At 58.4% G+C, this 22,897-nt stretch carries 13 protein-coding genes and 1 pseudogene; 8 read left to right on the top strand and 6 right to left on the bottom strand.

Annotation, left to right across the window (positions count from 1 at the left end):
• Position 1 precedes the first annotated feature (1 nt).
• Both ACVI1L_RS22345 and ACVI1L_RS22340 read right to left on the bottom strand, forming a co-directional pair.
• Positions 2-1,051: an aromatic ring-hydroxylating dioxygenase subunit alpha gene (locus ACVI1L_RS22345; RefSeq protein ID WP_456783812.1), complete on the bottom strand. Its 1,050-nt coding sequence runs from the start codon at positions 1,049-1,051 to the stop codon at positions 2-4.
• 719 nt (positions 1,052-1,770) lie between these two features.
• A complete protein-coding gene (locus tag ACVI1L_RS22340) occupies positions 1,771-1,908 on the bottom strand; it encodes a hypothetical protein (RefSeq protein WP_253640871.1) in 138 nt (45 codons plus the stop codon).
• 635 nt (positions 1,909-2,543) lie between these two features.
• On the opposite strand from ACVI1L_RS22340, the gene ACVI1L_RS22335 reads away from it, so the two are divergent.
• From ACVI1L_RS22335 to ACVI1L_RS22310, 6 genes and pseudogenes are all read left to right on the top strand, one after another.
• Positions 2,544-3,848 (top strand): dicarboxylate/amino acid:cation symporter, encoded by a 1,305-nt coding sequence (locus tag ACVI1L_RS22335; RefSeq protein WP_253640872.1) that lies wholly within the window; start codon positions 2,544-2,546, stop codon positions 3,846-3,848.
• A 1,083-nt stretch (positions 3,849-4,931) separates the two neighbouring features.
• Positions 4,932-7,604 carry a PAS domain S-box protein gene (locus tag ACVI1L_RS22330; protein WP_456783811.1) on the top strand — a complete coding sequence of 891 codons (2,673 nt, stop codon included), beginning with the start codon at positions 4,932-4,934 and terminating at the stop codon, positions 7,602-7,604.
• Positions 7,601-8,272, top strand: coding sequence for a response regulator transcription factor (locus ACVI1L_RS22325; protein WP_253640874.1), 672 nt, complete (start codon positions 7,601-7,603; stop codon positions 8,270-8,272). The genes ACVI1L_RS22330 and ACVI1L_RS22325 overlap by 4 nt, the downstream gene beginning before the upstream one ends.
• A 93-nt stretch (positions 8,273-8,365) precedes the next feature.
• Positions 8,366-8,752 carry a response regulator transcription factor gene (locus tag ACVI1L_RS22320; protein ID WP_253640875.1) on the top strand — a complete coding sequence of 129 codons (387 nt, stop codon included), beginning with the start codon at positions 8,366-8,368 and terminating at the stop codon, positions 8,750-8,752.
• A gap of 1,333 nt (positions 8,753-10,085) precedes the next feature.
• A complete protein-coding gene (locus ACVI1L_RS22315) occupies positions 10,086-10,892 on the top strand; it encodes an effector protein NopP (protein ID WP_305884572.1) in 807 nt (268 codons plus the stop codon).
• Between the two features lie 454 nt (positions 10,893-11,346).
• Positions 11,347-12,689, top strand: a pseudogene (locus tag ACVI1L_RS22310) (IS5 family transposase).
• A 427-nt stretch (positions 12,690-13,116) separates the two neighbouring features.
• Here the strand turns inward: ACVI1L_RS22310 and ACVI1L_RS22305 are convergent.
• From ACVI1L_RS22305 to glmS, 3 genes are all read right to left on the bottom strand, one after another.
• Positions 13,117-13,782: a hypothetical protein gene (locus ACVI1L_RS22305; protein ID WP_456785585.1), complete on the bottom strand. Its 666-nt coding sequence runs from the start codon at positions 13,780-13,782 to the stop codon at positions 13,117-13,119.
• 8 nt (positions 13,783-13,790) lie between these two features.
• Complete coding sequence (locus ACVI1L_RS22300; protein WP_456783810.1) at positions 13,791-14,762, bottom strand: glycoside hydrolase family 127 protein; 972 nt, start codon at positions 14,760-14,762, stop codon at positions 13,791-13,793.
• Between the two features lie 1,014 nt (positions 14,763-15,776).
• A complete protein-coding gene (gene glmS, locus ACVI1L_RS22295; protein WP_253640877.1) occupies positions 15,777-17,603 on the bottom strand; it encodes a glutamine--fructose-6-phosphate transaminase (isomerizing) in 1,827 nt (608 codons plus the stop codon).
• A 926-nt stretch (positions 17,604-18,529) separates the two neighbouring features.
• On the opposite strand from glmS, the gene gmd reads away from it, so the two are divergent.
• Together gmd and fcl are read left to right on the top strand one after the other, a co-directional pair.
• A complete protein-coding gene (gene gmd, locus ACVI1L_RS22290; protein ID WP_456783809.1) occupies positions 18,530-19,615 on the top strand; it encodes a GDP-mannose 4,6-dehydratase in 1,086 nt (361 codons plus the stop codon).
• On the top strand, positions 19,596-20,606 hold the full coding sequence (gene fcl, locus ACVI1L_RS22285) for a GDP-L-fucose synthase (RefSeq protein WP_456783808.1): 1,011 nt from the start codon (positions 19,596-19,598) through the stop codon (positions 20,604-20,606). Before gmd ends, fcl begins: the two co-directional genes overlap by 20 nt.
• A gap of 230 nt (positions 20,607-20,836) precedes the next feature.
• Here the strand turns inward: fcl and ACVI1L_RS22280 are convergent, their stop codons facing one another.
• Positions 20,837-21,976 (bottom strand): MFS transporter, encoded by a 1,140-nt coding sequence (locus tag ACVI1L_RS22280; protein ID WP_456785584.1) that lies wholly within the window; start codon positions 21,974-21,976, stop codon positions 20,837-20,839.
• Positions 21,977-22,897 lie beyond the last annotated feature (921 nt).

Raw genomic sequence — 22,897 nt, 5'->3', positions numbered from 1 at the left:
CCTACTCCGCGGCCTGCCGACTGTGCGACGGAATCTCGGCGTCGATCATCCGGTCTACCAGGCGGCGGGCCCACATCGCGCCCGCATCGATATTAAGATTGTAAAAGGCGCGGTCAGGATTTTCGTCAACCGCGCGCTGCTGCGCCTCGAGGATGACCTCGTCCTCACGGAAGATGCCAGAAACACCTTGGCGGAGCTCGGTGGTCAGGCGCTGTTCGTTCAACCGATAATTGCGCACAAATGCCCAGAAATAGTGGCAGCTCGTTTCCGTTTCGGGCGTGATCGTGTTGAGGACAAGACCATTGACGCCGGCAGCGCGATTGCCTTCGGGCGCGCCGGTTCCAGTGGGCGCCACCCCGACGTCGATATTGATCGTGCACGGGGCCTCGAAACGAATGATTTGCCAGCGGTCCACCGGACCAGGTTTTTGCAACTGCTTGGCCCAAAATGGCGGCGCGGTAATCCCCTTCATCCAGCGCGTCACGGTGGCGGTCTTCTCCCCATGAGTGACGTCAAACGGCGCTTCCGCGATGGCGTCATTGCCGATGCTGGCGCCGTGCACAAAAGTTTCGTGCGTCAGCTCCATGAGGTTGTCGATAACCAGACGATAATCGCATTTCAGATGAATGGTATCACCATCGCCGGCCCAAGCGGGATCATCGTTCCAGTGCATGTCCGGCACCAAGGCCGGGTCGGCTAGCGCCGGATCACCCATCCATAGCCAGACGAAGCGATGGCGCTCGACGACGGGATAGGCACGCACACAGGCGGAGGGGTTGATCGTTTCTTGCGAGGGCATGAAGGTGCAGCGGCCCTGCGCGTTGAATTTCAGACCATGATAGCCGCAGACGACGCTGTCGCCCTCAAGGCGGCCTTTTGAGAGAGGCACTAGTCGATGCCAACAGGCGTCCTCGAGCGCTACCACTTCGCCATTGGTGCGCCGATACATCACCACGTGCCTGCCGCAGATCGTGCGCGGCAGCAAGGCCTGCTTCACCTCGGCATCCCAAGCGGCTGCGTACCAGGCATTCATCGGAAAGCACCGGCTCATGTATCAACCCCTCCAGTTCTGGACACTGCATGTATACACTCGCCGGTAACTTCGGTTGAAGTGTGGCCATAAATGCGCAACTGAGTGGCTAGTCCGAAAAGTATGTATACAGAAAAGGGGCCTGAACTGCTCTCGCCAGCCAAGCATCAGCTGGGTTAGCGCGCGGCAAAACGGCAGTACCCGCTGAGTTCGACCTCGCCGGCGCGCATGCCCGACCGCATCTCGCGCCAGAATCTGCGCTGTCCTCATATGCGATCTGCTGCGTCCCTAGCCTGATCGGGCTCTCAGCACCGTCCAGCGTGCGCGACAACCGCGCGATAGCCCGAGATCGGATCGAGCTTGATAGCTCCAGGTGAAATGCGCAGCGCGATGGCAGCACCTTTATTGATGCCAATATCGTGCATACGCGCGCTCCCCGAAGCGATAGCAAAGTCGATGGGCGACGTCCAACACCCAAGCAGAAGGCGCCATCGGTCCGTGCGATCCGAATGGCCTCCGCCAATTTTTGCCGAAGCGCGCCTCTGCGCGATTTACGATAGTGGCAGCCCCTCCCCCGATGCGCATGAATGGCGTGAAGGCACGTTGCTCAAGCATCGCGCAATGCTTGAACAATCCGATAAAAACGACGGAATCAGCGCGCCCATTCATCTTGCGCCGCGCCGCATGCGCTCGTGCTCGGAGATTCTCATTGAGCCACGATTCGGCTCTGTAGTGCGCGCCTACATGCGGGAGCTATCGAGCATGTGCGGTGTTCCATTCTCGCCAACCGCGAGGTCGAGCAGCGACGACGGTACCCCGTCTTTGAGGGCCACGTTGCCGCTGAACTCGGCAACAGACGGCAGGACTTCAAGGGCCATAAGATTGCTTCTTCTTGGACGCCCTCTGCGGGCTCTTGTGCGCACAGCCAGATCTCCGCCTTCTGCTGAACTGTGCGGTCACTTCACCTGGAGACAAATGCCCCGCGAACGGACATGCTTTGCCGCTAGCGAAAATGCAGCGCCTCCATCACAGAATTTGCGGCAATCGGGTCCTAGATCTTCGATGTGCCAGACTTCCATCGTGTGAATGCCTACGATCGAAACTATCGATTTTACCAATCTCACGCAGTGTTGCATCAATCTCATCAGTCGGCGCATACCGATCACGCCAAGTTTCCAGATCGAGACGTGCCCGCGGTGCGCCCAGCCGACCAAACATACACATTATGCTGCAACGTCATGTTCGAGCTTGCAACCGCGGTCCGAGCACCTGGACCGAGCCAACGGCGAGAGACGGTTTATCCGCGGGCACTTGATTGGCCCAGATCGGGCATCTGGTGCATATCTTGCTTAGCGAAAAAAGATAACGTAACTGAACGCCTGCCTTTGGGATGACGCGCCGCTTCTCGGATCGTCTTCAATCGGACACGGCTAAAACGACGAGCCTCGCATGATGCTGTCGCCTCTCAACGACGCGGCGGCTTGCATTCGGGTATATTCGGGAAGGAAGCGTCATGACCACCATGGCAACCGCGGCGCCCGCGCGCGCGTCGCAAACTTGGTATAAGATCCTCTATGTCCAGGTGTTGATCGCCATCGTGGTTGGCGCCTTGGTCGGTTGGCTGTGGCCATCTGTCGCGACCAACGATTGGGTCAAGGCGCTCGGTGACGGATTCATCAAACTCATCAAGATGGTGATCGCGCCGATCATCTTCTGCACCGTCGCATCCGGCATCGCACACATTCAGGATGCAAAGAAAGTCGGGCGCGTCGGCGTCAAGGCATTGGTTTATTTTGAGATCGTCTCCAGCTTTGCGCTGCTGTTGGGCCTTATTATGGGTAATCTGGTCCAAATCGGTCATGGCCTTGCAGTCAAGCCGGACGCTGCAGCGGTCGCCAATTACGTCAAGCAAGCGGAAGCCTCCAAGAGCGTCGATTTCGTTCTCAACATCATTCCCGATACCATAGTTGGCGCGTTCGCTCGCGGCGATGTTTTGCAGGTGCTCCTGTTCGCGATCCTGTTCGGTTTTTCTCTGATGGCGCTAGGAGAACGCGGGGAGCGGCTGCGCGGCATGATTGACGACGTCGCGCACGCGGTGTTCGGCGTAATCGCCATCATTATGAAAGCGGCCCCGATCGGGGCCTTCGGCGCCATGGCCTTCACGATTGGCAAGTTCGGGCCGGCAGCGCTCGGCAATCTGATCGGTCTGATCGCACTATTTTACGTGACGGCTGCGCTTTTTGTGGTGGTTGTGCTCGGCATTATCGCACGCATCGTCGGCTTTTCGATTTTCAAGTTCATTGCCTATATCAAGGACGAGCTTTTGATCGTGCTCGGCACTTCGTCCTCGGAAAGCGCGCTGCCGCAATTGATGGGGAAGCTTGAGCGGCTGGGCTGCTCCAAGCCCGTGGTCGGCCTGGTGGTCCCAACTGGGTACTCCTTCAACCTCGATGGCACCAACATCTATATGACACTTGCCACATTGTTCATTGCCCAAGCACTCGGAGTCGATCTCACCTTTGGCCAACAGCTCACGATCTTGCTCGTGGCAATGCTGACCTCCAAGGGGGCAAGCGGCGTCACCGGCGCGGGCTTCATTACGCTCGCCGCAACATTGTCGGTCGTCAACCCAGCGCTGGTACCGGGTATGGCAATCGTGTTCTCGATCGACAAGTTCATGAGCGAGGTACGCGCCCTTACCAACATCACCGGCAATGGCATTGCAGCCGTGTTCGTATCCTGGTGGGAAGGCGAGCTAGAGCACGCGACGTTGCACGCTCGGCTCGACCGGCCCACCACTGTCGACACAAGGAGGTAGCCCGGATCTCGGTCGCCGTCATTGCAAGACGCGTCGAATCCAAGCGCAACCGCATTCACGATTCTTCGCAGTTCAAGTCGGCACCGTGCTCGAACTGCGAGTCGGAGCTTTCTCCCACTGGATCTCCAGAACGCAGCTCTTGCTCCGCTTCACGCCCCCGGCAGTCGCCTGTGAGGCGCTACCGCACGCGAGAAGGAGCTGCAATTTTGGAAAGTCATTTTCAAGCGTGGTCTTTCGAGGTTAGGCTTCTGGCCAGCCGAGCGCCTGTGCAACATTGCCGAGCCAGACAGTAAGACTGCGAAAGAACGTATCCAGCGTGACGGACCAAGGTGTTGACCTGCCCACAAATGGCCACGTCCGTGGTCACCGCACTCGCCTCGCCCGGCCGGCTAGGCGGTAGCCTCTTCCGCGTTCGACTCAGTCTAACGGTACGTATCCAGATCGCGATAAGTGTGATCTGCGTGGACTAGATTGGCACCTTGACTGAGACGAGGCGGCTCGAAGAAGCTAGTGTCGGCTCGGCGTCATATACGCGCTCTCGATTCCGGCTAACGGCTCATCGGCACGAAACCTGAGCTGAGATGGCCGCGAGTCATAGACAGCCGTTGCATAACTTCGCCTTACTATCTTGGCACATTACATTGCGTTCCCTTCCGCATGATCGACCGCGAGATGCGTGGTCCCGCAGCTTGCATCTATCCTTTCCGGATTCGGCGAGCGGGGTGCTTTTTCGGCCGCGACGTCCTCGCTGAACTGTAACCCTTGTCCTCGTCGTGGCGTGCCAACAGGTCCCGGCGGCGATCCTAGGGCCGCAACCTCCAATGCCTGCCCCGAGGTCACCGGCCGCGGAGGAAACCAGACAGCGCAGCCTCGATTGTACACAGGTTAGCGCGCACTATTGAAAGGTTTAGGACAACTATACGTACGTTTGTAATGCGTATTTCTTCGGCGCGTGCTGAGTTCAACAGAAGGCAATCGATCTCGGATCCGCTCACGAAGTTCTGTCGGCAGCGAAAGGATTGCCCCATTTTTGCCTAAAATGTTATAGCTCTCCCGCCGGAGAAAAGGCCGGACGGTATAAAAATGCGTAGCCAGATCAGCAGTTTCAAAGTTTCAGCGCCTCAGTTTACCTTCGGCAGCATAACGTTGGCCGTGGTAACGCTGGCTTGCTTGTACCTTCACGCGCAGTTCGCTGCGACGGCGTTCGCCTATTTGTTAGTCGTGTTGCTGTTTTCGTTGATGGGCAGCTTCATCGCGTCATCCGCGCTTTGCGTCGTGGCCATCGCAGCTCTCGCTTACTACTTTGCGCCGCCAGCGTTCAGTCTGCGGATCGATGATCCACAAGATCTTCCGGTGGTCGTTGCGTTTTTCATTGTCTCGATCGTCGGAACGCACCTGATCGGAAAAGTGCGCCAGGAAAGCCAAGCCGCGCGTGAGGCCGCAGCCATGCTCCGGATCAGCGCGGCCGATTTGGAGGACCGCGAGAAACGCTGGCAAGCAATCTTCGAACACAATCCGGCTATGTACGTCATGGTCGACGAAGCCGGTACCGTCCTCAATACCAATTCGTTCGGCGCGGCACAGCTCGGCTATGCGCGTTCCGAACTGATCGGCCACTCCATCCTGGGAGTCTTTCTGGAGGAGGATCGCGAGTTAGCTCGCGAATGCATTCGCGCCTGCCTTGAAGATATCGGTCAATCGCGAACCTGGGAGGCCCGGAAAGTCAGGAACGACGGCTCGGTACTGTGGGTACGTGAAAATGCCAAAGCCATGATCTGGGCTGATGACCGGCCCATTGTTCTGATATCCTGCGAAGATATCACCGAACGGAAGCGGACCGAGTTTGCCCTACAGCGGAGCGAAGCACATTTGGCCCAGGCCCAGGAGCTGAGCCATACAGGCAGCTTCGGCTGGAATGTCGTCACCGGCGAGGTCTTCTGGTCAAAGGAGACGTTTCGAATATTTGAGTTGGACCCGCAGACCGTTCCGTCGCCGCACCTCGTCGTCGAGCGCACCCATCCAGATGATAGGGCTTCGGTTCAAGAGGTTATTGATCGGGCGATGCGAGATCGTAAGGATTTCGAGCATGAATACCGGCTGCTGCTGCCGGACGGCTCGGTGAAGCACATCCATGCGCGGGCACGAGCCACGAGAACCGCCAGCGGTGATATTGAGTTTGTCGGGGCAGCGACGGATGTTACCGCGGAGCGGCAAGCAGAGCAGAAGCTGCGGCGCAGTGAGGCCTATCTCGCCGAAGCCCAGCATCTCAGTCACACGGGCAGCTGGTCCTGGGACGTTCACGGACTCGATTTTGTGTATCGCTCCGCCGAGGTCGATCGTCTGTTTGAGTTTGATCCGCAAGAGACCGTAACAATAGAGACCATTCGCTCGCGCATCCATCCAGACGACCTCCCCGGGCTCCAGGAGGTGCAGCGCCAGGCTATCGAGCTCAAGGAAGATCGCTTCGAGTATGATTTTCGAATTCTTCTAAAAGACGGCGGGATAAGGCGCATACACTCCGTTGCGCATATCGTGGTCGGCAACGATGGCTGCGTGAGCGAACTGATCGGAACGCATATGGATGTGACCGAGCAATACGCCGCCAGAGAGCGCCTGGAAAACACACTGGCTGCGCTGCGCGAAAGCGAGCAGCGCTTTCGCGATTACGCCGAGACAGCTTCCGATTGGCTCTGGGAGACCGGGCCGGATCACCAGGTTACGCGCTTGTCCGAGCACACCAGCGCTGCGGGAATCTTAGCGACAGGATTGATCGGCCTGCTCCGCTGGGACATTGCGTGCGATGTGGAAGAGGAACCTGAGAAGTGGCGGCAGCACCGGGCCACACTTGAGGCGCATCTGCCGTTCCGGGATCTGGTCTACCGTACTGTCAACCGGACCGGATCTCCGATCTACGTTCGGACGAGCGGCAAGCCCTTTTTTGATGCGAACGGCAAGTTCCTTGGCTACCGCGGCGTCAGCACCGACATCACCGCTATTATTCGCGCAAATCAAGCCGAACAACAGTTGCGGAAGGCACAGGCGGAACTTGCGCATGTGACACGTGTGACGACGTTAGGAGAGCGGACAACCTCCATTGCCCATGAAATCAACCAACCACTCGCCGCCATTATCAGCAACGCTGACGCGTGCCTCGGTTGGATGGGCCGCGAAACTCCTGATCTATCCGCCGCGCGCTCTTCGGTTGAGTGGATCATCGAAGACGCAATACGGGCAAGCGAAGTGATCCGTCGCGTGCGCGCTCTTGCGAAGAAGGGCGAGATCGAGATGGTGCCGCTCGATATCAATGAGGTCGTTGGGGACGTCATTGCGCTGGTGACGCGAGAGCTGGTGAGCCACCAGGTGGCGTTAAGAACCGAGTTGACGGCAGCGCTGCCTACGATTCTCGGTGACCGGATTCAGCTGCAGCAAGTGATCATCAATCTGGTGATGAACGGGATCGAAGCCATGGACGCAGTCACGGACCGGTCCCGTGAATTGCTGATTCAGTCGTCTATGGACGATATGGGGCATGTGCAGGTGGCCGTGACAGATTGGGGCGTCGGGATCGCCGAGAATGATGCGGACCGCGTGCTAGAGCCTTTCTTCACCACGAAATCCAGCGGCCTTGGAATGGGTCTTTCGATCTGCCGGTCGATCGTTGAGGCTCACGGAGGACGGCTGTCAGTGGTGCGCAAGGAGCAGCCGGGCGTGACATTCCAGTTTGCCCTGCCGTTGCATGAGGAGATCGTCTTATGACGCGACGCTCTGACTCGCCAAGCAGCAATCCTGAGGCTTCGACAAAGGCGATCGTCTTCGTCGTCGAGGATGACATCTCCATGCGTCGGTCGCTCACCAACCTTTTTCATTCGGTAGGATTGGACGTCGTTGCATTTGGATCGGCCCGCGAAATGCTGCAGAACGCACTTCCGGATGTTGTTAGCTGTCTGGTTCTTGATGTCCGGCTCCCAGGCTTGAGCGGCTTGGAGTTCCAAACCGAGCTGGGGAAGTTGAACATACATATTCCGATCATTTTCATTACCGGCCATGGCGACATTCCCATGAGCGTCAGGGCGATGAAAGGAGGCGCGGTCGATTTCCTTACCAAACCGTTTCGCGATCAGGAATTGCTTGACGCGGTGATCGCCGCGACCGAGCGCGACCGCAAAAGACGGGAGGCCCAGCAAACAGTCGCAAACCTGCAGTCGCTATTTGAGACCCTGAGCCCGCGCGAACAGGCGGTGATGAAGCTGGTCGCTTCCGGCCTGATGAACAAGCAGGTAGCCGCTGAGCTTGGGCTCGCCGAGATTACGGTCAAGATCTACCGGGGACACGTAATGAGAAAGATGCGTGCCCGCTCGCTGGCCGATCTGATCAGAATGGCTGAGACCCTGGGGATCGGCGCGAATCGTTCTGAACAAACCTAAGTATGATTTTACAATTTCGTCACTCGAGCCCACTTTTCGCCCAGGGTGGCTAATGCCTCGGCAGCCGTTAGTCCCGCGCCAGGAGGGATCGTCTTGTCCACGCCTTTGATTTCTGTCGTTGACGACGACGCATCTGTTCGTGCGGCGACGGAGAACCTATTGAAATCGCGCGGCTACATCGTTCAAACATTTACATCGGCGGAGGATTTCTTGAGATCGCCGCGGTTGAACGAGACCTCCTGCGTAATTACGGACGTGCAGATGCCCGTTATGGGCGGCTTGGACCTGCTGGCGGAAATGCGGTCTCGCGGTTACGGGGTGCCGTTCATTTTCATTACTGCCTTCCCGAACGACCGCGTGCGCGCCTCAGCTCTGAGTGCAGGAGCGGTTGGCTTCTTGGCCAAGCCCTTCGCCGGACATGCACTGATCGAGCACCTCGATGCCGCACTGAAGGAAAACCGCAACGGAGGATGCACTTGAAACGATCAGCCGGCAGCGAGCCATTTCAGTACCGAATGTCGAGATCCGGCGAACTCGGTACGATCTTACTGAAGCGGCCTTTGCGAAATCAGGTGGCCCAGCGCCAGTCGATGCCGCATTGCCTTCTTGGCCCGTGAGCTGCCCAGGCATCAGGCCGCTCAGGACGACGTTGCCACCAAGGGTCGGAGTACTTGCTTCTAGGCTCCACTCGTCCTTTTTTTGGCACTTCGGGGGACATTGCGCAGAGGGTGTTCGACAAGCTCAAGCGCGAACGTTCTGCGCGAGCTCCTTCCGCCACGGCGCCAGTCGCCGCATTTTTCCCTGCCTACCTCCCATCGCTCTGCGCTTTCCTCAAACCACCCTTAAAGCGGCCTCCTCGACGCTCCCCAACTCTGCTCATGTTAGATGGTGTACAAGACCTCCGCAGCCAAGCCGCCCAGATACTCAAGCGAAACGCCGGCCGCCAATGGCGACCGGGCGCATCTTGTTCTGATCTGACGTAGCCCATCACCGGATGCGAGCAACTCCATCTATTGGATTGCGCATCGGATCGGCTGCCCAGTAGGAGCGAAACCTGACGGTGCAGCTGTACTCCAAGCGGTATCTCGCTCGAAAACAGCAGGCTCTCTTCGGGCTGCGAGCCGCAATAGACCGCTTAGTTACTGACGATCTCGCGAAGAGCGGCGCCAGATAGTCTAGATGACGATCTTATGTGAGATTCTCTTGTCACATGAAATCGTCCTCGTAGTCGACCTTGAGGAGCTTACTGCGTTATCGTTATCGCTACCATTACTGTCGTCAGCTTTTGAGAGGTACGGGCCAGTGGCTCAAAGAGCTGATCATCATCGAAAGCACTTCGTCACCAGTGAAACGAATGAGATCGAATCCGTAGTCCTCATTCGCTCGCAGGCCGTCCTCCACTCGTGCACCGTACTGATCTGCGGTAAGGCGAGGAGCATGATTGATGTTGACGCGACAAGGTCGAAATCCACACTCGATCACAAAGTCGCAATTGGCCGATTGTTCTTTCTAGAGGTGGGCGCCAACCGCATTCAGACCATGAGTCCGGACGGATCCAACCGTAAATCGGCATAAACGCCGGATCAATCGAACGTGCCGACCTCGTTTGATCGTTCGGCGCAGCGCGATATTTGCGCCGAAGCAAATCCAGCTCGACCATAAAAATCCGAAATTCTATGGCCCTGCAGACCTCGATTCGTGACTTTCCGGCCACGTTCTCCTTCAAGACGCGGTGTCAGCTTGCGGACAGCTAAGCTCGGTATCAGGCAGGGGAGGTCGAGGGACCTGAACAAAATGCAACATCGATAGGAGTATGGTCGTCATGTATAATCGAATTAACAATTGGTCGGATGTCCCATCCAATGATGAGTATCATCACTCAGGCAGTCACGGGAATGCCGACGACTTTTCCGATGCGTTCGCTAGAATGCGATTGCACGATTCCGGTGCCAGCTCATCATCGCAGCCGAATTATTATCTCAGCTCAAGAGCTCCTGTCATTGAAATCGACCAAGCCAGATTCCGGCGAGAGGTGAGGAACTTTTATGGCGATGAAATCAATCATATCGCCAACAATCCGCAGGAGTACTCGGATTATGTATCCGAAAGAGCCAGGCGCACGGCGGATGTCGCTAGCAATTACGGGATCCGAAGGGATTCTGACGCCGCCCGATATTACAGCTATCAACTAGGAAACAGGAGCGTCGGTCTCCAAAGAACGGAAGCGGGATTTCCTATGGAGAGTGAGTTCTACAGCCAACAGTGGCGAGCACAGTTCCCCGGACGCACTGACGTCACCTCGATCGTGGATTTTCAGGTTGCTCATCCGCTCGTCGGCAACGCTGGCGATATTCTGCTCGAGCACCAGCTACGGCAAGACGGCGAACGGCCGCTGGTGAACTGGCGTCCTGCTAATGACGAAGCGAGAACTCGTGCAGAACAAATGGGCTTCGTTGAAGTGGATCAAAATGATATGGTGCTCGACCCCACCCAGTCCAGCCAATGGCGATACAGGGATGGTGGATGGCAGCGTGCAACCAGTTCTTCGAGGTATCTCTCCAAAGTGGCGAGCGATACCGAAGCTTCTTCAGAGTCCGACTCGGACGGAGACTTTATGTGACGTGAGATCTGCACCTCCATGAAAGGAGGTGCAGGAGCGCAGACCAACCAACACTTGCGGCTTACGATCGAGCCCGGGACTGAACGAAGCCGAATCCAATTCGGCTCAATGCGTGAGGTGCACCGTAGCTAACCGCACCGCGGCGGTTACGAGAGTTGGCTGGCTATGAATAGCGCAGCAGAAAACCCCGGCTTGCCGCCGGGGTTTTCGACGCCGCCGGGCGGCACGAGCGGGTTGCCTATGGCAGGCGCGAGCGTCATCGTGTCCGCTTCCGGTCAGTTAACGCGTCGACCGTGAAGAGCGGCTAAGCGACTGAGGTGAGATCGCATTATTCGTTGTGGCCTGTTTTGGGATTGCAGAGTTTTGGTGTTTCGGGCATCGGAACCCTACAATTTCATTTTCAGGATTCCGCCGAATCGCCAGTCATGATTCCGTGCTCGCATCGGAGGTGGCGATGCGACCGAAGAAGCCCAAAGCAACGGGATCGGGCGATCTGTTCCGGGCCAGGCTAGGCCAGATCATCAACATGAACCACGAGCTGGTTCAACTCGCCAGCAGGGTTGATTGGGACTGGATCGACGGCGAGATCGCGCCGCTCTATAGCGAGAATGGTCGGCCCGGGATCGCGACCCGCTTCATGATCGGGCTGTTGCTGCTCAAGCACATTTACGGGCTGTCCGATGAGGGGGCGTGCGAGCGCTGGGTCACGACCCATATTTCCAGTACTTCACCGGCAAAGAGTTCTTCCAGCACGCCTTCCCGCACGAGCGCTCGGACCTGAGCCACTGGCGCAAGCGGCTCGGCGAAGCTGGAGCTGCTATTGGCCGAGAGCCTGCGGGTGGCGCACCAGACCTGCACGTTACGCAGCCAGGATCTCAAACCGGTCACGGTCGATACCACCGTGCAGCCGAAGGCCATCACCTTCCCGACCGATGCCAAGCTGCTGCACGCGGCGATCAAGCGGCTCAACCGCCTGGCGAGGGAGCACGGGGTCAAGCTGCGGCAGTCCTATCTGCGCACTGCCAAACCGCGACAATGATGGCGGGACACTACGGCCAAGCCAAGCAATTCAAGCGGCATCAGCGGCAGTTGCGCATCCTGCGCAGCCGGTTGGGCCGGATCATCCGCGATATCCGCCGCAAGATCGAAGGTCAGGCTGCGCTTGAGAACACGTTCGCCTTCCCGCTCAGCCGGGACTCGCAGATCCGCTCGCAGCAGCAGCGCCAGCGCGGCTTCAAGCTTTATTCCTTCCACGCCCCGGAGTTGGAGTGCATCGGGCAAGGGCGAAGCAGCCGCGCCTTACGAGTTCGGCGTCAAAGCCTCCATCGTCACCAACAACCGCCGTTCTCCCGGGGGCCTGTTCGTGCTCCACGCCAGGGCGCTACCCGATAACCCGTACGACGGTCACACCTTGCGGGACGTCATCGACCGCACCGAGACACTCACCGGCTGCGCGATCGAGCGCGCCTATGTCGACAAGGGATACCGCGGCCACGACGCACAAATCCCCGCCGGGTCTTCATCTCCGGCCAGAAGCGCGGCGTCTTCGGGGTCATCAAGCGCGAGCTGCGCCGCCGCTCCGCCATCGAACCCATCATCGGACACCTGAAGACCGATGGTCACCTCGGCCGCTGCTACCTCAAAGGCCGCGCCGGCGATGCCGCCAATGTGATCCTCTCGGCCGTCGGCCACAACCTCCGCCGCATCCTCGCCTGGCTGAGGGCTCTTTGGTGCCTGATCCTGACCACCCTCATCGCGACCGCCAGCGATCGTTTGCCGTCTAAATCGATTTTTTAACAGACGACTAGATTTCTGCACTTGGTCAAAGCCTGTTAGGCCGTGTGGAGCTGATAGGCAGCCTGGCTTACAAAAACCTGACGTGGATCCTCTAATCGAACTTCACTTTGGCTTGTCGCCGTGCTTGCTTCAAAACACGCACGGCGGCACGCTCAAGCCATCGGCATTTGCTCGGCTTGATGAGGCCAAGAGCAACTCCGAGGGTGCCTCTTCACCAACAATTGGATCGTTCGATGTTGGCCTGCTTACTCCAAGCGGCTCGTTCGCGTTCCAACGGCTCGCTGAACCGGCTCATATCCTGTTCTTCGCTTGATAGTTCAGTGGAGCTCGTGGACGGGCCGACTTAAATGGATTGACGACGTCCAGGCTTTGACCGGCGACATTGCCTATCTAACTAAGATTCATGGCAGCGGGCCCCTTGTCAGCGTCAGCGCTCATTTATCCAAATCCGCATTTCGCCTTCGCCGCGGTTCGCCCAGCTGAACCACGGAATGAATGTCAACCGCGTTGGTTCTAGCTGCCCAGGCACCTTGTCGTAATGATAAAGTGGCGCTTCTTCGGATTGCGTGTGTTGCAGTCGCACTCCGTCAGCCTGCAGCAAAATCTTGCCCTTGAAGAGGCCAGTTCCGTCGACAAGCGAAAACCGGCTGTCTGCATGAAGCCAAACGTTGTGTAACTCGGTCCCGTTGTCGACTTCCTCAAGGCAATAAACTAACGGGCCACGCTCTATGGCCACCTTGCCGGCCGAATTGCGAACTTGCGGATGGCCGTAGACGCGACGCACTTGCATCGGCAGCAATAGTTTGACGCGATCTCCCTGCCTCCATGTCCGGTGAATGTGCAAATAGCCATTTCGCGGCTCGCAATTGATACGCTCCCCGTTCAGGCTCGCCTCCGGCGCGCTGCACCATTGTGGTAGGCGCAGAGCGAGCGTGTGGGAGATTGGCAGTGCAGATTCGACGGCGATCTCCACCTCGTCTTTCCAGGGATAGTTGCCGCTCATGAGCAGTCGCAGCTCAGCCCCGCCGACCGATATTTCCACTCTATTGCCGTAGAGATTTACATAGAGCGCCTCGGCGCGAGGCGTATAGATATAATGACCTATCGATGCGAAAAGCCGTGCGATGTTCGGTGGACAGCACGCACAGCCAACCAGGGCTTTCGCACCGGCGAGACATGATTATAAATGCCATTGGACCTCAGCGTTTTGGGATGCATTTCGAGCGGATTAACATAGAAATAATGACGACCGTCGAATGCGATACTGCCGAGAACGGTATTGTAGAGCGCGCGCTCCATCACGTCGGCATAGTGACCATCCAGCTCCATCTCCAGCATACGACGCGCCAACATCATTAGGCCAGTGGACGCGCAACTTTCCGCGTACGTCGTATCATTCGGCAGATCGTAATCGCAGCTAAACCCTTCGCCCGCGCTTTGCGAGCCGATGGCTCCGGTGATATAGATCTGGCGCTGCACCATGCTTTGCCACAGCCGTAGGCAAATCTGACGTTGCTGATCGTTCTGACGCAGCCGGGCAAGATGAGCTACCCCGGTCATGAGGTATACAAAGCGAACCGCATGGCCGGTGGCAGTCCGCTGCTTGGAAAGTGGCAAATGCGCTTGGCTATATGCTTTGTTTCTTAGCATCCATGGCGGGCCGCCTGATTCGGTCGCACAGGATTGCCGGCGCTTCTCGTACTCAATGTCGTAAAAATGGGGCTCCGAGCCCCATTGCTCCACAAAAAAATTGGCTAGCGCGAGATATCGCTGCTCATGAGTCACTTCGTAGAGACGCACTAACGCAAGTTCAATTTCCGGGTGGCCATCGTAGCCATGTAGCTGATCACGCTCCGGGCCGAAAACTCTGTCGACGTGGTCAGCAAGTCTGCAACCAACCTCGAGCAATCGCCGTTTGCCCGTCGCCTGAAAGAACGCGACACCCGCTTCAATCAAATGGCCGGCGCAGTAAAGCTCGTGGCACTCCGCTAGGTTGCTCCAGCGTTCCCGAGGCGCGTTCAGTATGAAATAGGTGTTAAGATAGCCATCGCCACATTGGGCGGTTGCAATCAATTGTTCTCCTGCGGCGTCGCACGACCACACATGTGCTGGCAGCAGCTCGTTCGAGGAGCGGGCCAGCAATTCCCATGCCGAGAATGAGGACGTTCTGGTCGATCCGATCTGCGGCTCTGCGATAAGCGGCCGTTGCGATCCTGGTCCACCAACCGGATTTTCCAGTCGAGCTAATCCCGCGCCGCCGCATCGCTGGGTCGATCCTGGTATACGAACCGATCGGCTGTCCCCGGGGCAGATAATGGCCGGTACTCGCCGGCCGCAGATATAGCCGGAACGCCGCTCCTTTCGTCGCGACTAGCCGCCCGCACCTGATTCGAGCCCTTCAATACGCTGCGCGGCAATGTCCGGTTTCAGACAATCCTTTGATGACGCGTGGCAGGTGGGAGGGCTGCACAATGGCGCGTGGGACCCAAGTCGAATCGAATGGGCAGCTGCTACGCAGGATTCAACGGAAAAACTAGACCGTTAATCCTAGGCAATCCCGACGGGTCGAAGCGCTTGCTCAACTTGGCCGACATGGCGCGCATGCTGGCATTTGGAAAAATGTAAGTTGCCGCGCCTGCGCGCTGCCAATGAGCTAGCCGCGGCGGAGCAGCCCGAAGCTCTCTACGCTGGTCTGCTCGTCGCCTTCGGCAAGGTGCGAGGAGGAGGAGCATCCGTCCTGAACCGGCTTCGGGCTGATTTCGCCCTGTAGGAGGGTAGGCCTCACTCCCATCGTGTTAGTTAGGGTTACGATCCAAGCAAAACTGAAGCTGCTCGTCCAGCTGATCATGATTGACCCGTTGATGCCGGGATCGTTCTCCTTCGAAGCCCACCTGTCCGGCCGATCAGCGGAGCCTGGGGCGACGGCGACAGCATTGCCTGAGCGCGCAACCGGGCAGAAACTACGAGCAACTTCGGATGCAACTAGATCAAGGACTTGTCCGCTCCGTCATCCACAACCAACGCAACGGAACGCAAATCCAACACCCCCATGCCGAGGCGAGAGGCTCCGACATTAACACTGCGGCTTCATTCGACAGTCACCGATTTGGCGAGATTACGCGGTTGATCTACGTCGGCGCCTCTTACGAGGGCGGCATGGTAAGCCAAGAGCTGAAGCGGAATAGCATAGACCATCGGTGTAAAGTTTGCGACCATCTCCGGCAGCACAATGGTCATGAGTGTGTCCAGCGTCGCTTCCAAAGCGCCTCTCGCATCGGTGATCAGGATGATCTTGCCGCCCCGAGCTGCGACTTCTTGCATATTCGATACGGTCTTCTCAAAGAGTTCGTCGTAAGGCGCAATCATCACCACTGGCACGGCCTCATCGATCAAGGCGATAGGTCCGTGCTTGAGCTCGCCGGCGGCATAACCTTCTGAGTGGATATAGGAAATTTCCTTCAACTTGAGTGCGCCTTCCAACGCCAGGGGGGCCGACGTGCCACGGCCGAGATAGAGCACGTCCCTTGAGTTGGCGATATCACCCGCGAGCTTTTCGATCTGCGGCTCGGTCAACAGCGCCGCAGCAATCAACCGCGGCACTTCGATGAGCTCGCGCACGAACTTCGATTCATGGATCTCTGACAGCTTGCCGCGCTCCTTTCCTGCTGCGACGGCAAGCACCGCTAATACCATCAGCTGGCAGATGAATGCCTTCGTAGAAGCGACGCCGATTTCTGGCCCCGCCAACGTCGGCAGCACGGATTCGCTCTCGCGCGCAATCGTCGACGTAGGGACATTGACCACAGATATTGTGTGCAGGCCCTGGCTCTTGGCGTATCGCAACGCAGCTAGTGTGTCAGCGGTTTCGCCGGACTGTGAGATGACGATCGCGAGATCGCCCTGACGCAAAGGCGCCTCCCTGTAGCGGAACTCGGAGGCTACATCGATCTCGACAGGCAAGCGAGCTAACCGCTCGAACCAGTATTTGGCGATGTGACCGGCGTAGCTTGCCGTTCCGCACGCGGTAATTGAGATGCGCTGAATGGAGTTAAAATCGAACGGCAATGTGAGCGGCAGGGCTACGCGCTCGCCTGCCGTATCAAGATAGTGCGCCAGTGTTTTGCAGGCCACTCTCGGCTGCTCCTGGATTTCCTTGGCCATGAAATGGCGATAATTCTCTTTATCCACAAGGAGTGACGATACGCCAGGCTTTGATGTCTCCCGCTGCACGACGGAGCCGTCTGCGCTATAGATCACGCAAATCGCGCGGGTAAGCACGGCCCAGTCGCCGTCTTCAAGATAGGTAATGGTGTCGGTCAACGGCGCGAGCGCGATCGCGTCCGATCCTAGATATACTTCGCCGTTGCCATGTCCGATCGCGAGGGGCGATCCCTTGCGCGCACCGATCAAAAGGTCGTCGTTAGCCTTGAAGAGGAATGCAAGCGCGAAGGCTCCGCGCAGCCGCGGCAGCGACGCTTGTACTGCATCCTGTGGCGAGTAGCCATTCTTGAGATAAGATTCGACGAGATGCGCCACCACCTCGGTGTCCGTCTCTGAGTAGAAGTTGGCCCCATCCCGCTCCAGCTCGGCTCGCAACTCGCGGAAGTTCTCAATGATCCCGTTATGAACGACCGCGACATTTTCCGTCGCATGCGGATGAGCATTGCTCTCGGTCGGTTTCCCATGAGTCGCCCAGCGGACATGACCGATACCGGTATGACCCTCTGGCGGACAATAGCGCAGCCGCTCCTCAAGGTTTCTCAGCTTACCTTCAGCCCGCCGGAGCTCGATACGTAGCCCTTCGAGCGTCGCAAGGCCTGCGGAGTCGTAGCCACGATATTCCAATCGCTTGAGCGAAGCGACCAACTGCCCGACGACCGGACCACGCCCCAAGATGCCGACAATTCCACACATATCGATTAATGCCGCCCAAGTTCAAAGAGCCCGACGTCCCCGACAGGAAATCTGGTCATGAAATTCGCTTTCGACAAAAACTGACTTTCGCTGGATAGCGACGATGGCGTCACTGCCGCACGAGGCCGCCGAAAGGATACGTCGTGCAAGTAGTGTGGCGTCACCTTACAACGTCCTGCTCTCGCATTCACGCAACTGTTCTAGGGTTTGTCGCGCTGGTGTAATAGGCTCATCAGCCTCTGACGGTTTCCAGCTATGTTGGTCGGGATGAGACTAATTGATTGCCACCGAAGCTCCATTGTACGAACGTAAGCTTTCGATATCGAACTTGTTCGAAGAACTATACCAACGTTTGCTGCATTCTCACATTTCGTGCTCGCGTCAACCATCCGCCGCTTACGAGAGCGGGCCGTCAGCAGAAGAGCGATGATCATCGTCGACGATCCTGCCGCCCAGACTATGGGGTCCGTTCAGAAGAAGGATCGGAGCATTTTGTAGGGCTAATGTTGTTGATGCGCAGGCTTCGTCGTGCTCTGGCTTACGTGCCAGAGTTCAGACGAACATCGACTACCGCGGCTTCAGCAAGTCACCCTCTTGCGCCATGGCCACACTGAGCGAACGCACGCACCCAATGAAACGATAGAGAACACGGACTTTCGGCCTCTCTCATTGACGTATGCACATAACGGGGTTTGCCATCTGCGATGGTTCGTTGGTTTTCATTTTGAAGCTCGATGGGTATTCCCCCTCCAGCACAATATAAATCAATGTATATAGTGTGCATTCCTGCACGATGTGTATGACTAGATCTAACTATCGGCTTCCTCTGATTGCGGGTGAAGTGCGCCGGCGGATTTCTCGAGAAGCCCGTTTCGCAAAGGACGATTCGAAGGGACGCTTTCTTTCCAGCGCAGCTAAGAGAGACGATGACGGCTCAGGATTCGAAGCGGCGCGTTGCGCTGATTACCGGCATCACCGGGCAGGACGGCGCGTATCTCGCCGAATATCTGCTCGGCCTCGGCTATACCGTGCACGGGGTCAAGCGTCGCTCGTCCTCGCTCAACACCGCGCGCGTCGATCATCTCTATCAGGACCCGCATGCCGGCAATGTGCCGTTCCTGATGCACTACGGCGACATGACCGATTCGACCAATCTGATCCGCTTGATGCAGCAGATCCGGCCGACCGAGATCTATAACCTCGCCGCCCAGAGCCACGTCCAGGTTAGCTTCGAGAGCCCGGAATACACCGCCAACGCCGACGCCATCGGCGTGCTGCGCTTGCTGGAAGCGATCCGCATCCTCGGCATGGAAAAGGAGACGCGGTTCTATCAGGCCTCGACCTCGGAGCTCTACGGGCTCGTGCAGGAGGTGCCGCAAAAGGAGACCACGCCGTTTTATCCGCGCTCGCCCTATGGCGTCGCCAAGCTGTACGGCTACTGGATCACGGTGAACTACCGTGAGGCCTACGGCATGTTCGCCAGCAACGGCATCCTGTTCAATCATGAGAGCCCGATCCGCGGCGAGACCTTCGTGACGCGCAAGATCACCCGCGCCGTTGCCCGCATCGAGGTCGGCCTGGAGAACAAGCTTTATCTCGGCAATCTCGATGCCAAGCGCGACTGGGGCCACGCCCGCGACTATGTCGAGGGCATGTACAAGATCCTGCAGGCGGATGCGCCCGGCGACTTCGTGCTGGCGACCGGCGAGACGCGCTCGGTCCGCGAATTCGTCGAGCTGGCGTTCGCAGAAGTCGGCCGTAGCATCGACTGGCGCGGCAAGGGCGTCGAGGAGGTCGGTGTCGACAAGGCGTCAGGCAGCACCCTGGTGCAGATCGATCCGACCTATTTCCGCCCGACCGAGGTCGATCTTCTGATCGGCGACGCCAGCAAGGCGCGCGCCAAGCTCGGCTGGGCGCCGAAGACGCCGTTCGCGCAGCTGGTGAAGGAAATGGTCGCCAGCGATCTCGTCGAGGCCAGGCAGGACGCGGCCAATGGCAAGCACGGCGTTTGAGCTGAAGGACAAGACGGTCTTCGTTGCCGGCCATCGCGGCATGGTCGGCTCGGCGCTGATGCGCCGGCTGGCGCGCGAGGAGGCCGATCTCCTGACGGTGTCGCGCAGCGAGGTCGATTTGCGCGACCAAGCCGCGGTCAACGCCTGGTTTGCCGCGAAGCGGCCGCAGGCCGTGTTCCTCGCCGCCGCCAAGGTCGGTGGCATCGTCGCCAACAACACGCTGCGGGCGGAATTCCTCTACGACAATCTGGCGATCTCGAGCAACGTGATCCAGGCGGCGCACGCCAATGGCTGCGAGAAGCTGATGTTCTTCGGCTCGTCCTGCATCTATCCGCGCCTGGCGCCACAGCCGCTGCGCGAGGATTCGATGTTGACCGGCCCGCTCGAGCCAACCAACGAGCCCTATGCCATCGCCAAGATCGCCGGCATCAAGATGGCCGAGGCCTATCGCAGCCAGTACGGCGCCGATTTCATCAGCGTGATGCCGACCAATCTCTACGGCCCCGGCGACAATTATCACCCCGAATACAGCCACGTCGTCGCCGCGCTGATCCGCCGCTTCCACGAGGCCAAGGTTTCGGGCGCCGGCAACGTCGCGGTGTGGGGCACCGGCACGCCGCGCCGCGAATTCCTCTATGTCGACGATCTCGCCGACGCCTGCATCCATCTGATGAAGACCTATTCATCGCCCGAACTGGTCAATATCGGCACCGGCGAGGACATCACCATCGCCGAGTTCGCCCTGTTGGTCGCGGCCGCCATCGGCTTTCGCGGCGAGATCAGCTTCGACACGTCGCGCCCGGACGGCACGCCGCGCAAGCTGCTCGACGTCGGCCGACTGGGCAGGCTCGGCTGGCGCGCCCAGACCTCACTGCAGGAGGGCATTCAGTTGGCGTATCGCGCGTATCTCGCCGACAGCAGATGGACGGCCAAAGTCGCCGCGTGTCCCGACAAGCGGGCGCAGGGCCGATCCCAGAATACCCGGCGGTGAATGTCCCAACATAGCCGGGCTAACCGCTCACGCAGATAATCAACCTCGCCGCGCAGTCAACATCACTTCGTTAACAACAACGCTCGGTGGGACGCCCAACGCCGAGTGATCCGGTGTGTCAAAGCCGCGGCCACAGCCATCAAGTTGCGAGCTATCGACGGTCGGCGCGAACGCCGCCTTGAGACGGGTCATTAGCTCGACGCGCGTCGCTATTCCCTCTGAGCCGATGCTTAGAGAGACTCTGCCATCACCATCCGCGCCGACAGGGTCGCGATGCACATGAGCACGCCTAACATCGCGAACGCCAACGGCAAGCCGACCATGTGTGCGACGAGCCCGATGCTGGCGGGACCGACCAGTATACCCGCATACCCCGCTGTGGTGATGACTGCAATCGCAACGCCTACGGGCATCACTCTCTGTTTGCCGGCGCGTCGACACAGTACGGGCACAACATTTGAAACACCCAATCCAATAAGCACGAACCCCGCCATGGCAATCAACGCAATCGGCGCGGCCACCACGGCCAAGAAGCCGGTCAAGATTGGCACGGTCCCGAGCATCAATGTGTTACGGTCGCCGAGCCGAGCTACCATGGTATCTCCGCTGAGACGGCCTGCGGCCATCGCAATTGAGAAGAGCATACAACCAACGCCCCCGTGCGCCTCTGCGAGGAGGCCTTGCCCAACGAGAAGCAAAGCGCTCCAATCAAGCATTGCACCTTCGACGAGAAAGGTGATAGCCGCGAGTACGGCTACCAGCAACACACTGCGATTGGGCAAGACAAACAACGGTTCCTGCGGTCTCACACTCATGGCGAGCAGCCGCGGCCAAGCTGACATAATCGCGATCATCATTAAGGCCGAACAGACCAACGTCGAAATAAGCGGGCCACGCTGCAGCGAAAGGAACGAGGTCACCGCGGCAGAGCCGGTGAATTCGCCAATGCTGTACTGGGCGTGGAAGCCGGACATCAATGGACGTCCAGTGGCGCGCTCCAATTCGATCGCATGAATATTCATGGCTACGTCGATCGAACCAAGTGAAACACCGAAAGCAAACAGCATGGCACCGAGGCCGAGAGGTGTGCCGGCAACTGCAAGGCACGGCAGGATGAGCGAGATGCCAAGCCCACCCGCGATGATGATGGGCTTGCTGCCGTAGCGCGCATTCGACACACTGGTCAAAAGCATAGCGATGACGGACCCCGCTCCGAGACAGAGTAGCAGAAGACCGAGCACGCGGTTATCCACCCCGAGCCGCTCCTTTGCGAGCGGCACCAAAGGCGCCCAGGCCGCGAGGCCGAAGCCGGCCACAAAAAATGCGAGCCGCGTCCCGAGCAGGCCCGCAGACCAATTAGCAGATGGTATCACGGGCACTCCTGAGAGAACGGCTCGCGAGCGCAGCGCTCCTCATCCCGTGCGCAACGCCTGCAAGCGGCCCGAAGCTCGATGATGACGGCCTCAAGTTGACAATCTTCATCTCTGCAAGAGCTATGCCGTCGCAAAACGGGCCCAAGTCCTGGCGCGCGAACGTCAAATGGGAGTAATTGTCGATCACCATCCGGCCTGTCGCGCAATCTTTCTGGGATAAACTAGCCCGACGAGTGACAATCGTCTTTGCTGGTACCCGACGGAGCGCGAAGCTCAAGGACCCTTGTCGGAAAACATACAAAGCTCAGCGCGTTCTTCCATGCACTGACTCACCTCGAACACGATCGTCAGTTTTTATCACATCACTTTTCAGCCAATCCGGAAGCTCTCATCATAAGCAACGACACTGCGTTGCAAGATCGATACAACGCGCAACACCAGAGCGGCTTCCAGATCAACACACCAGCTCTATTCGGCACTGTCGCGGAGGCCAAAACCCCCTTCATTCGTGCGGCGTGCGCGACGCCTCGGGCCGCGCGTCTGGCTTCCGCGCAAGCGCTTCCGTCAGCCCAATGATCTCAGCGAATTGCCATCTCGTTATCTGAGAGAGATTGCGCCGAATGCGACGGTGGTAGAAGCTGAGCAGGCTTAGCGTGCGCGCGGGATCTCTCGGACAAGCTGGGACGCAATTAAGTCCCCGCTGATGACGAAAGAGACCTCTCCGCCGATGAAGCCGCCGGGGACCGGTCCAATACTTGTGGGTCGTTCGTGAACAAGAGTTTAAGCGATTGAGCGGGAGTCTGTTTTTCGGCTGAGGGGGCGTTTGGGATTGCAAGGATTTGGAGTACAAGACCGCCAAACCTTGCGATTTCGCTTTGTGGATTTCCCTTTTTTGCGAACCATAATTCTGTGGTGCAT

The organism is Bradyrhizobium sp. USDA 4516 (genome assembly GCF_054055915.1).
Note: the sequence above shows the minus strand (reverse complement) of the source record. Positions and strands in the feature narration are given on the sequence as shown.